The organism is Sideroxydans sp. CL21 (genome assembly GCF_902459525.1).
Taxonomy (GTDB): domain Bacteria; phylum Pseudomonadota; class Gammaproteobacteria; order Burkholderiales; family Gallionellaceae; genus Sideroxyarcus.
The window spans coordinates 772,764-785,682 of sequence record NZ_LR699166.1; the positions used below are offsets into that span (position 1 = coordinate 772,764).

A 12,919-nucleotide genomic window follows, 5' to 3' on the forward strand; every position below is an offset into this window, starting at 1 on the left:
ACCCGTTAATGCAGCACCCATTTCTCGGAATTAACTTTAAGGAACATAGTAATGACAACGAGCGCATCCGCTACGCCAGAATTTTGCAAGGGTATTCAACATTTCGGACCGGTTTGGGAGGGTTTTTCGCAACACGCCGGGTCTGCAGTCATCAAGGAAGGCAAGTCGGCGATCAGTGACCCGCATGCAGCAGATGCCGCGTACCAGACACTGTTGATGGCCGATGCCTTGCGCTATCTGACCCTGCAAACCTGCGGTTCCAAGGGTTCCGGCCATCCGGGCGGATTTGCCAGCAGCGCCGAGGCGTATGCCTCGCTGGTGATGCTGGGCCACACCAATATCGTGACCGAGGTGGGGCACCATGCCCCCGGATTCTACAGCGCGATGTTCCTCGACACTTCGCTGGAAGAAATGGGTATCGAGACGGTGACCGACATGATGGCACGTTTCCGCGAGAAGCACGGCCTGCTCGGCCACTTGTCGGGCGCCATTCCCGGGCTGCTGGCGCCCGCCGGTCCGCTGGGGCAGGGGCAGCACTTCGCGATGGCCGGTGCGCTGTTGCATCCCGGCAAGCTGTTCCCGGTCACCATTGGCGACGGCGGCATGGGCGAACCCTACGTGCTCAACTCCATGCTGCACTTCAACACCGCCTATCCCAAGGTGACCAACTTCCTGCCGACGCTGATCTGGAACGGTTACAGCCAGGAGCACCATTCCATGGTGTCGCGCTTTACCAACGAGCAGATGATCGCCTACTGGAAGGGGCACGGTTTCAAGGAAGTGGTGCTGGTCGATGCCAAGGAGTTCGACGACACCAACCAGACCAGCGCCTATGCGGACAGTTCCTATTTCTCGCACAAACAGCGCCTGGCCTTTGCCGGCGCCGTGCTCGCGGGCGTGGACAGGGCGGCCAAATCCGCGCTGGGCGGCACGCTGACCGCGTTCATCATCAAGCAGATGAAGGGTACGGGCGTGCATACGGTGGGCGCCAAGTCGCATAACCTGTATCCGGCCGACAGTCTGGACAAGCCGCACATGATAGACGGATTAAAGCGTCGCGCCTTGCCCCCCGAGGCGTGGTCCATCGTGCGCGAGAACTTTGTGCGTGCCGGCGGCGGCCCTGCAGCCAAAACGGCCGTGACCGAACATGTGCTGGAGATGGCGCCGCTGGGCAAGATGCCGATCCATGAATTCCCCAAGGGCGAGAAGGCGGTGCCGGCAACCGCGATGGGTGCGCTGGTGGCCTATGTGGGCACCCAGGACAAGCGTTTCGTCGTGACCAATGCCGACGGCAATGAAGCGTCGGCAATGAAGAACATCAACGATGCCCTGAAGATCCGCCATCCTACCATTGATCCGCTGTACAACCAGGAGCCGGAAGGCCAGGTGTATGAGCCGCTGAACGAAGATGCCTGTGCCGGTCTGGCCTCGGCCCTGACGCTGTTCGGTTCGCGTGCACTCTGGCTGTCGTACGAAAGCTTCGCGATCAACGGCTGGCCCATCGTGCAGACGGTGACGCAGGCGATGGCCGAACTGCGCCGCCCGACGCCTTCCATCGTGACCATGTTCACCGCGGGTGCGCTGGAGCAGGGACGCAACGGCTGGACGCACCAGCGTCCCGAGATCGAAAACTACTTTGCCGCCCAGATGCGCAACGGCAACACCTACCCGCTGTTCCCGTGCGATGCGAACGCGATCCAGGTGGCATACGAGTACGCCACCAACAGTTTCAACAAGTGCATGGTGATCATTGCGTCCAAGAGCCCGCTGCCGGTCTACATGAGTGTGGACGAGGCACGGCAAGCGATGGAAGCGGGTGCGTCGATCATTTACGAAAGCAAGAATGCGGGCAAGGCGACCGTGGTGTTCGGGGTGACCGGCGACATGGTTTTCCTGCCGGTGTTCGAGGCCAGGGACAGGCTCGAAGCCGAGGGTTACAAGGTGCGCATCGTGGCCGTCGTGAATCCGCGCCGCCTGTATCGCCCGACCGACATCGCGTGGGATACCGTGGCGGAGCCGGACAACAAGTTCATGGATGATGCCCATTTCAATGCCTTGTTTGACGGCGATGTGCTGCTGGCCGTGAGCGGCGGACCGAGCGCGGTGCTGGAGCCGATTCTGCTGCGTACCCGGGCCAACAAGCGCGACACGTTCGCCTGGAAGCGTGGTGAAACGACCGCAAGCCCGGGTGAGATCATGGAGTTCAACGGATTGACCGCCGAGGCAATGACCAAGCGCGTCAAGTCCATGGCGGGTTGAATATAACGATGATGCCAGGCTCTTGAGCCTGGCTTTTTTGGGTAACGATACATGTCAGAAACAAAGATCATCGTCCTGGATGACGACCCCACGGGGTCGCAGACAGTACACAGTTGTCTGCTCTTGACGCGCTGGGATGCGGCGACTTTGCGCGAGGCCATCCTGGATGAGTCTCCGCTGTTCTTCGTGCTGACCAACACCCGAGGCATGGCCGCCAAGCCCGCGGCTGACATCACGCGCGAGGTGTGCCGCAACCTGAAGCAGGTGCTGGCCGAGCTCAAGAAAAACGGGCGCGACATCAATCCCATCCTGGTCAGCCGTTCGGATTCGACGCTGCGCGGCCACTACCCGGTGGAAACCGATGTGATCGCGGAAGAACTGGGTCCGTTCGATGCGCATTTCCTGGTGCCCGCGTTCTTCGAGGGCGGTCGTTTCACCCGCGACAGCGTGCATTACCTGATGGTGCAGGGCCAGCCCGTGCCGGTGCATGAAACAGAATTCGCGCGCGATTCGGTGTTCGGTTATCGCCACAGTTACCTGCCCGATTACATCGGGGAAAAGACCGGTGGTCGCATCAAGCCGGAACAGGTCGAGCGTTTCCTGCTGGCGGACGTGCGCGGCGACAGCCTGCCGCGCCTGATGACACTGCATGGAAATGCCTGCTGTGTTGTGGATGCCGAAACGCAGAACGACCTGAATCATTTTGCCGGACAGTTGCGTTTGGCCGCCGGCCAGGGCAAGCGTTTCCTGTTCCGCAGTGCGGCCAGTCTGCTGACTGCGCTGGCGGGCCTGCCGGTACAGCCCGTGGCCGCGCAGGACATGGCGCGCTATGTGCGTGGCGGCAAACCGGGTGCAGTCATCGTCGGTTCGCACGTCAAGAAGACCACTGCGCAACTCGAACAATTGCTCAAGATGCCCGGCGTCACGCCTATCGAAGTGAACGTGGAGCAATTACCCGCCAGCCGCGATGCGCTGCTGGCGGAGGTCGTGCAGTCATGCGCGCAGAGCCATGCGGCAGGCAATACACCGGTGGTTTTTACTAGCCGCCTGGAAAAGGCATTTCCCGACCAGTCCACACGTCTGGCATTTGGCGAGATGGTTTCGGCCTTCCTGATGGATGTGGTGCGGAATCTGCCAACGACCCTCGGTTTCCTGATCAGCAAAGGCGGCATCACTTCCAATGACGTATTGAGCTCGGGGCTGGCGTTGAGGACATCGCGTGTAGTCGGGCAGATCCTGCCGGGATGTTCGGTGGTGTGTTGCCCGGCCGATCATCCGCGTTACCCGAACCTGCCCGTGGTCATTTTCCCGGGCAACGTCGGCGATGACCAGGCAGTCGCTACGGCCTATGCCAGGCTGACCGGACATGCGAATCAGCATTCGATATCGGAATCAGATTTTCGAACAATAAAGGCCTAGGCAATCAAGTCGACGGTCAATATCGGGGGAGAAAATATGGACGAAGTCGCTGCGGTGGGAGAAAGAACGATGTCGCAACAAAAGCACTCGCTGTTTGCTTCCGCATGGCCGCAACTCGTCATCGGCATCGTCTGCATGGTGATGATCGCCAACCTGCAATATGGCTGGACGTTCTTTGTGCCCGACATCCAGAAGCAATTTGGCTGGGATCGGGGTGCCATCCAGATCGCCTTCACGCTGTTTGTGCTGTTTGAGACCTGGCTGGTGCCGATCGAGGGATGGTTCGTGGATCGCTTCGGCCCGCAGATCGTCGTGTTCATCGGGGGGCTTGCCTGCGCATTCGGCTGGAGCATGAACTCCTACGCGACCACGCTTGGCCAGTTTTATTTCGCGCAAATCATCGCGGGGATCGGCGCCGGTGCGGTTTACGGAACCTGCATAGGCAATGCCCTAAAGTGGTTTCCGAGCCGCAGGGGGATCGCTGCAGGATTGACTGCCGCCGGATTCGGCGCCGGTTCTGCTTTGACTGTGATTCCCATTCAGGCAATGATCAAAAGCGAAGGATTTCAGAATACCTTTCTATACTTCGGATTGGGCCAGGGCGTTGTGATTTGCCTGTTCGCTTTCGCAATGGTGGCCCCAAGGGCAGGTCAGCTGGGTGCTGCCGTCGTCAAGCATGCTGCGTTCCACAGTCTCAGGGAAATCTCCGGCAGGGAGATCATCGGCGCCAACCGGTCGTGGATCATCGCCGCCGTGGTGGCGCTGGCCGGAGGGCTTGCCATGTGGTCCATGGGCCTCAATTTCTATATTCCATTGGCGCTGGCCGCGTACATTTTTACTGTCGGCGGAAGCATCGTCTGGAGCCAGGGGCAGCCCATTTTTACGCTGATGTATTTCATGTTCGTGATCGTCGGGGCGGGCGGCCTCATCGTTACAGCCAATCTGGCGCCGATATCGCTGGATCTGAAAGTGGGAACGGTGCCTGTTACCCTTGCCTGGTTGACGCTGCCCGCGCTGACTTTTGCTGCCACGCTCGATCGCACCCTGAACGGACTGACGCGACCGTTTTTCGGCTGGGTGTCCGATCACATCGGACGGGAGAACACCATGTTCATCGCCTTCTTTCTGGAAGGCATCGGCATCTTCATGCTCTATAAACTCGGCTCGGATCCGGTATGGTTCGTGATCCTCAGCGGTCTCGTATTCTTTGCCTGGGGCGAGATATACAGTCTTTTTCCGGCGACCTGCACGGACACTTTCGGGGCAAAGAACGCATCGTGCAACGCGGGCATCCTGTATACCGCAAAGGGCACCGCCGCCTTGCTGGTTCCCTATGCCAGCACTATCCAGAAAAGCACCGGAAGCTGGGACATGGTGTTCATCCTTGCTGCCGCTGCAAACATCCTGGCTGCCCTGCTTGCGATCGGGGTGCTCAAACCGTGGCGACGCAAAGTCATTGCAGGATTCAATGACGCGGCCCACAAGAACCAGATGTAAGCAAATTTTCCGGGAAAATTTATGACACAGTGGATAGCGTTTGCCCATCATGGAAAGTCCGGTTTCGGCCAGGTCGAGGGTGACCGTGTCGTTGTTTACGAGGGCGACATGTTTGCCGACCCGCGCAGGACAAGCACCGAACTCGCACTGGCCGATGTCCGCGTCGATCTGCCCTGCCGACCTGGCAAACTGATCGCATTGTGGAACAACTACCATGCGCAGGCGGCCAAGCAGAATCTCGCTATCCCTGCCGAGCCGCTTTACCTGATAAAGGCGCCCAACAGTTACTGCGCGCACGAACATGTGGTGCAGTCACCGGCGAGTTACGATGGCCGGGTGGTTTATGAAGGGGAATTGGGTATCGTGATAGGCCGCAAGAGCAAAGGCCTGAATGAGGAAGAGGCAAGGCAGGCCATCTTCGGTTTTACCTGTATCAACGATATCACCGCGCTGGACCTGATCAACAGGGATGCCGCGTTCGCGCAATGGACCCGGGCCAAGAGTTTCGACGGCTTCGGTGTCATCGGCCCGGTTATCGCGACCGGACTCGACTGGAGTGCTTTGAGTGTCAGGACCATGGTCAATGGACGGGAGCGCCAGAACTATCCGTGCAGCGACATGATCTTTTCTCCGGAAAAGATCGTGCAAGCCCTCAGCCGGGACATGACCCTGGAGCCGGGCGATGTGATCGCCTGCGGTACCTCGCTGGGCGTGATGCCAATGAAGCCAGGGACGGTGATCGAGGTCAGTATTGAAGGGATTGGTACATTGCGCAACCAGTTCGGGGCGGCAGTCCCGGTTTGATGTTTTGATTAATTAAACTCGATTAGAGATAGCCATGAAGATTTGTATCGTAGGAGCAGGAGCCATCGGCGGCATGTTGGGAGCCAGGTTTGCGCAGGCGGGACACGATGTGACTTTGATTCTGCGCGGAGCGAATCTGACTGCAGTGCAGCAAAACGGCCTGAAGCTGATTGAAGAAGACGGCAATGAACTGCTCGTCAAGCAGATCAAGGCCACTTCCGCCCTGGCTGAAGCGGGCGTTCAGGATGTGGTGATCCTGACGCTCAAGGCGCACCAGGTCGCCGCCGTTGCGGCGGAACTCCCGGCGCTGATGCATGCCGGGACCCGGATCATCACGATGCAGAACGGCATTCCCTGGTGGTACTTCCACAAGCTGCCCGGCGAGATGGGGAAGCGTTATCAGGGTATCAATGTCCAGACAGTCGATCCGGATGGCAACATTGCAAAATACATCGACGTCGATCGCGTGATCGGCAGCGTTGTCTATCCGGCGAGCGAAGTCATCAGCCCGGGCGTGATCAAGGTGATCGAAGGAAATCGATTCTCTCTGGGAGAGCTCGACGGGAGTGACACGCCGAGCATTCGCGCGATCAGCGAAGCCTTCAAGGGGGCAGGATTCAAATCGCCGATCTCGAGCGATATCCGTTCCGAGATATGGCTGAAGTTATGGGGCAACCTGAGCTTCAACCCGATCAGTGCGTTGACGCATGCCACCCTGGAAGATATCTGTGTGTTCCCCGCCACCCGTGAACTGGCCGCCAACATGATGCGGGAGGCGCAGATCATCGGCGAGAAACTGGGCGTCCAGTTCAAGGTGAGCCTGGAAAAACGCATCAATGGCGCGCAGGCGGTGGGCCAGCACAAGACCTCCATGCTGCAGGATGTGGAACTCGGCCGCCCGCTCGAATTCGAGGCTTTGATCGGCTCGGTCATGGAACTGGGGCGGATCACCGAAACCCCGACACCAAACATCAATGCCGTTTACGCGCTTGTGTCGCTGCTGGCGAATAAATTGCAGCAGCACAAAGGCACTTTGCGCATCTCCTGAACACACGACCTTTTCAACCCGGACAATCACTTCGCCAGCCATGAAAAAACTCACCACTCTCTCGGAAATGATCGCGATCCACGCAAAGGAAACTCCTTCCGCCATCGCGATCACGGCGCCCTCGGCGAAGCCCCTGACCTATCAGGCTTTGAACATGCTCGTGGACAATACCGTGAAGACACTCAATCGGCTGGGTGTGGGCAGGGGAGACCGGGTCGGGATCGTGATGCCCAATTGCCCGGAAATGGCAACGGCATTTGTCGCGGTGGCGAGCGGTTGCACGGCGGCACCCCTCAACATGGCTTACCGGGCGGACGAGTTCGAATTTTATCTCGGCGATTTGAAAGCCAAGGCGCTGGTGGTTGCCGAGGGAAGCGATACACCGGCCCGGGCCATCGCGGCAAAGCTGGGCATCGCGATCCTGGAACTGACGCCGACTCCCGAAAACGGTGCGGGCAGTTTCACCATTGCAGGTGCAGGTACTCTTGGTGCGCCCGGTGCAAAAACCGGGCTTGCACAAACCGACGATATCGCACTGATCCTGCATACCTCCGGCACGACTTCCCGGCCCAAGATCGTTCCCCTCACCCACAAGAACGTATGCGCTTCTGCGCGCAACATCAGCGCGACGCTCGATCTCCGGCCGGATGACCGCGAGTTGCATGTGATGCCGCTGTTCCATATTCACGGATTGATCGCGGGCGTACTCGCTCCGATGGCTGTCGGCAGCCAGATATTTTGCACGCCGGGTTTCAATGCATTGAAATTCTATGGCTGGATGAAAGAGTGCAAGCCAACCTGGTACACCGCCGTGCCGACCATGCACCAGACCATTCTGTCCCGCGCCGCTGGCAATCTGGATGTCATAGCAGGCAATCCGCTGCGATTTATCCGTTCTTCCTCTTCGTCCATGCCGACGCAGGTCATCGCCGAACTGGAAAAAACCTTCAATGCCCCGTTGATCGAATCGTATGGAATGACGGAAGCCGCCCACCAGATGGCAAGCAATCCTTTGCCGCCGGCCAAGCGCATTCCGGGCTCGGTGGGCATCGCTGCCGGTCCCGAGATCGCCATCATGGACAACGACGGCAACTTGCTCAAATCCGGCGTGATCGGGGAGGTCGTGATACGCGGGGAAAATGTGACGCTGGGTTACGAGAATAATCCCAAGGCCAATGCGGAAGCCTTTGTTAACGGGTGGTTCCGCACAGGCGATCAGGGATCCCTTACGGACGATGGGTATTTGACATTAACCGGCCGTTTGAAGGAAATCATCAACAGGGGAGGAGAAAAAATATCCCCGCTGGAGGTCGATGAAGTCCTGATGCATCACCCTGCTGTCATGCAGGTTGTTACGTTCGCCATGCCGCATGAAAAATTGGGCGAGGACGTGGCTGCGGCAGTGGTGTTGCGGGAAGGTTGCAGTCTGGACGAACATGAATTGCGCGAATTCGCGGCGACCAAGCTGGCGGCTTTCAAAGTACCCAGAAAAATCCTGTTCATGGCGGAAATCCCCAAGGGGGCCACGGGTAAATTGCAGCGTATCGGACTTGCCGCAAAATTGGGTTTGAACGCATAGTTTATATTTAACAATCAGCCTGATTTTTTGCCTTGTGTCAGCCCTCTGTCAGGTTCGAAAGGGATAATTTCGCATAGTGGTGGATATTTCGCGTAGATTGTCTGCAGTCATTTATAAGTTGTTTAGTCGTGTGCAGGTGTTTTTGTTACTGAGCGTTTTTTTTGATTGACTATTACCGGGAGAGAAATATGAACATCAAATTGAAAATCATAGTTGCCGCAATCGCTTTTGCGGCCTCATGTTCCGCATTTGCCGCGGACACGATCAAGATCGGTGTATCCGGCCCCTATACCGGAGGCTCCAGCCCGATGGGCGCTTCCATGCGAGATGGCGTAAGGCTGGCGACTGCCGAGATCAATGCCAAGGGCGGTGTTCTGGGACGCAAGATCGAGCTGGTAGAGCGCGACGACCAGGCTGACAACGGACGCGGCGTGCAAGTGGCGCAGGAACTGATCAACAAGGAAGGTGTGGTTGCCACGGTGGGTTACATCAATACCGGCGTTTCGCTGGCGTCGCAGCGTTTCTATCAGGAAGCCAGGATTCCGGTGATCAACAATGTCGCAACCGGCTCGCTGGTGACCAAGCAATTCCTGCCGCCGGAATTTGCGGACAACTACATATTCCGCAATGCTGCCAACGACTCCATCCAGTCGGCGATGATCGTCAGGCAAGCCATTGATGTGAACAAATATACCAAAGTGGCGATCCTTGCCGATTCCACCAACTACGGCCAGCTCGGGCGAGCCGACCTGGAGAAGGCACTGGCGGCCAAGAACATCACCCCGGTCGCGGTGGAAAAATTCAACATCAAGGATGTGGACATGACCGCACAGTTGCTCAAGGCCAAGGAAGCGGGCGCACAAGCCATCCTGACCTATGCGATCGGCCCGGAGCTGGCGCAGATCGCGAACGGCATGGAAAAGCTGGGCTGGAAAGTTCCGATGATCGGAAGCTGGACGCTGTCCATGGGTAACTTTATCGACAACGCGGGCAAAAACGGCGAAGGTGCACACATGCCGCAAACTTTTATCCAGGAACCGAATACGCCGAAGCGCAAAGCCTTCATTGACGCGTACCTGAAAGCCTACAACCCGGCCAATGGTCGTATCCCTTCGCCCGTTTCCGCAGCCCAGGGTTACGATTCCATGTATCTCCTGGCAGCAGCCATCAAGCAGGCTGGAAATACCGATGGCGTGAAGATTCGCCAGGCGCTGGAAAATTTGCAGGACAAGGTCGAAGGCGTCGTGACTACGTATGAGCATCCGTTTACACATGACGATCACGAAGCGATCACCATGAACATGGTGGTGATGGGCAAGGTTCAGGACGGCCATGTGGTTTACGCCAATGCTGCCGACAAGGCCAATGCGGTGCGTGAAAAAGATATGGGTAAAGCCAAGTATTGATTGGCCCGGACTGCAATGTCGTGGTAGTCGGAATTTGGGCCGGGCAGTCCCCGGCCCAAATTGCAAACAGAAGGAGTAATACATTATGGAAATCCTCGCGCAACTTATAGTCAGCGGCATCGCGCTCGGGATGATTTACGCTTTGATCGCGTTTGGTTATCAGCTGACTTTCGCAACATCGGGTACATTGAATTTCGGCCAGGGTGAAGCGCTGATGCTGGGCGCACTGGTCGGACTCACATTGGTCGGTCACATGAGCTACTGGCTGATGATTCCGCTGGTGCTGGTGTTCGGGGCACTGCAGGGCATATTTGTTGAACGTGTGGGTGTGCAGCCCGCAATCAAGACGAAATCCGAATTCGGATGGATCATGACCACGATCTCGCTGGCGATCATATTCAAGAACGTCGCCGAAAACGTCTGGGGTCATGACGACCTGACTTTCCCCTCGCCGCTGCCGACAGCGCCGCTGCAATTCATGGGTATTCGCGTGCTGCCGATGGAGATACTGGTGGTGGTGGGTGCGCTGGCGATCATGCTGGCCGTGGAGCTGTTCAACCGCAAATCCATCTACGGCAAAGCTGTCGTGGCGACCTCCAATGATCGCGATGCGGCGGGGTTGATGGGTATCAATACCGGCATGGTGATCACTTTTTCCTACGCGCTGAGCTCGATGACGGCCGCCTTTGCCGGTGTGCTGGTTGCCCCCCTGACGCTCACCGGTTCAACGATGGGTGTGGTACTCGGCCTCAAGGCCTTTTCGGTCGCCATCATCGGCGGACTGAACAGCGGCATGGGTGTGATCGTCGGCGGCCTGATCCTGGGCATCGCGGAGACCACCACCGGCTACTACATCTCGACCGGATACAAGGATGTGCCCGGGTTGTTGCTGCTGTTGCTGGTGTTGGCAATCAAGCCGTCCGGCATGTTCGGCAAGTCTGTCATCAAAAAGGTATAGCATGAGCGCGGTCAAAAATATTTCCATTGTTCTCGCCATTGCGGTTGCGGCATTGCTGCCCACGCTCTGGCCCAATCCCTATTATATTCATCTGATGGTGGTGATCGGTATCTACGCGATCCTGCTGCTGGGACTCGATATCGTGGTCGGCTATGTGGGCGAAGTTTCGCTCGGTCATGCCGCCTTGTTCGGTATCGGTTCCTATACCGCCGGTGTGCTGCATTTCCAGCTGGCTGTGCCGTTCCTGCTGGCGGTACCGGCAAGCATTGCCGTCACCGGCCTGTTCGGTGCGATACTCGCCTTGCCGGCGCTGCGCGTTAACGGTCCCTATCTGGCGATGGTGACCCTGGCATTCGGCACCATCATCCAGATATTGATCAACGAGATGACCTTCCTCACCAACGGACCGCTCGGCTTGTCTGTGCGCAAACCGATCTGGTTCGGTCATCAGATTACCGGCACCGACTATTACTACATCGTGCTGGTTGCCCTGGTGCTGGCCCTGATCGTCGTGCAGCGCGTGCTCAAATCGCATCTTGGACGCGCTTTCGAGGCCTTGCATGACAGCCCTATCGCATCGGACTGCATGGGTGTCAGCGTGTACGCCTACAAGGTGTACGCTTTTGTATTGAGTGCGGGCCTGGCGGGACTGGCGGGCAGCCTGTTCACGTATTCCGAGGAATATATCTCGCCCAATACCTATAACTTCGAGTTGACGATATTGTTCCTGCTGGCGGTCATCATGGGGGGGCGCAAAACCCGCAGCGGCCCGATCCTGGGGGCTATCATTATCGTGATGCTGCCGAATGTGCTGTCCGACATTGACCTGTTCCGCAAGATATCCGTCGGCATTGCAGTGATTGCGGTCGTGTACTCGGCTTACGCCTTGGCAGTCAGAATGCGCACGCTGAGGCAGGTGGCGATCCCGGTGCTTGTTACCGTCGCCCTCGCGATATCGGGCTATGTGATGGACAACATCACGGACCAGCGCCTGACGATATTCGGCGTGATGATCCTGTTCGTGGTGTATTACCTGCCCAACGGCATCATGGGTTTCGTGCGCAGCCTCGTCGTGAGATTCAGGCCGCAATGGGTACACCGGCATGTGGCGATCCTGGAGCAGGGCGACAAGCAGCATGTCTGGTCAGTACCGGATCATCCGGTCACGGCCAACGGATTCCTGCTGGAAGCGCACAAGCTGGTGATGCAATTCGGCGGACTGAAAGCGCTGAATGATGTCAATCTGCAGATCGCCAAAGGTTCCGTGCACGGCCTCATCGGGCCCAACGGCTCGGGCAAGAGCACGACCATGAACGTGCTGACCGGCATCTACAACCCAACGTCGGGCGAGATCGAATTCAACGGCAAGATCATCACCGGCGCGACGCCCTCGTCGATCGCCGGCGAAGGCATCGCGCGTACTTTCCAGAACGTGCAGTTGTTCGGCGAAATGACCGCCATCGAGAACGTGCTGGTCGGCCTGCATCACACTTACAAACACAGCCTGATCGATGTCGTGTTCCAGACCCCGCGCTGCCGCAGGGAAAAGAACGCGGCGGAAGTGCGTGCCGCCAGTCTGTTGCAGTTCGTCGGCCTGGCCGATCTCGCCAACGAGGAAGCGCGCAACCTGCCGTACGGAAAACAGCGTCTGCTGGAGATCGCCCGCGCACTGGCGCTGAATCCGAGCCTGCTGCTGCTGGACGAGCCGGCTGCCGGCCTGACTGCGCCGGACATCAAGGAGTTGATCGCGATGATCAACAAAATACGCGGCCATGGCATTACCGTGATACTCATCGAGCATCACATGGATGTGGTCATGAGCATTTGCGATACCGTGACGGTGCTCGATTTCGGCCAGAAGATCGCCGAGGGTACGCCGGCAAATATTCAATCCGATGAAAAAGTCATTGAAGCCTATCTTGGCGGCAGCGCCAAGGCAGCGTGAGGAG

The 12,919-nt window shown here is 58.0% G+C and carries 9 protein-coding genes; all 9 read left to right on the top strand.

The window, feature by feature from the left end:
• Positions 1-51 precede the first annotated feature (51 nt).
• The 9 genes from QOY30_RS03725 (at position 52) to QOY30_RS03765 (ending at position 12,915) form a co-directional block, all read left to right on the top strand.
• Positions 52-2,259: a phosphoketolase family protein gene (locus QOY30_RS03725; RefSeq protein WP_283743293.1), complete on the top strand. Its 2,208-nt coding sequence runs from the start codon at positions 52-54 to the stop codon at positions 2,257-2,259.
• 51 nt (positions 2,260-2,310) lie between these two features.
• Positions 2,311-3,678 carry a four-carbon acid sugar kinase family protein gene (locus QOY30_RS03730; protein WP_283743294.1) on the top strand — a complete coding sequence of 456 codons (1,368 nt, stop codon included), beginning with the start codon at positions 2,311-2,313 and terminating at the stop codon, positions 3,676-3,678.
• Positions 3,679-3,714: 36 nt separating this feature from the next.
• Positions 3,715-5,175, top strand: coding sequence for an MFS transporter (locus QOY30_RS03735; protein WP_283743295.1), 1,461 nt, complete (start codon positions 3,715-3,717; stop codon positions 5,173-5,175).
• A 21-nt stretch (positions 5,176-5,196) separates the two neighbouring features.
• Positions 5,197-5,979, top strand: a complete 783-nt coding sequence (locus QOY30_RS03740) for a fumarylacetoacetate hydrolase family protein (RefSeq protein ID WP_283743296.1) — start codon at positions 5,197-5,199, stop codon at positions 5,977-5,979.
• A 34-nt stretch (positions 5,980-6,013) separates the two neighbouring features.
• On the top strand, positions 6,014-7,027 hold the full coding sequence (locus QOY30_RS03745; RefSeq protein WP_283743297.1) for a 2-dehydropantoate 2-reductase: 1,014 nt from the start codon (positions 6,014-6,016) through the stop codon (positions 7,025-7,027).
• A gap of 40 nt (positions 7,028-7,067) precedes the next feature.
• Positions 7,068-8,606, top strand: coding sequence for an acyl--CoA ligase (locus QOY30_RS03750; RefSeq protein WP_283743298.1), 1,539 nt, complete (start codon positions 7,068-7,070; stop codon positions 8,604-8,606).
• A 188-nt stretch (positions 8,607-8,794) separates the two neighbouring features.
• On the top strand, positions 8,795-10,012 hold the full coding sequence (locus tag QOY30_RS03755; RefSeq protein WP_283743299.1) for an ABC transporter substrate-binding protein: 1,218 nt from the start codon (positions 8,795-8,797) through the stop codon (positions 10,010-10,012).
• Between the two features lie 85 nt (positions 10,013-10,097).
• Entirely contained in the window at positions 10,098-10,970 is an 873-nt protein-coding gene (locus QOY30_RS03760) for a branched-chain amino acid ABC transporter permease (RefSeq protein ID WP_283743300.1), read from the top strand.
• Position 10,971: 1 nt separating this feature from the next.
• On the top strand, positions 10,972-12,915 hold the full coding sequence (locus QOY30_RS03765; RefSeq protein WP_283743301.1) for a branched-chain amino acid ABC transporter ATP-binding protein/permease: 1,944 nt from the start codon (positions 10,972-10,974) through the stop codon (positions 12,913-12,915).
• The last annotated feature ends 4 nt before the right edge of the window (positions 12,916-12,919 follow it).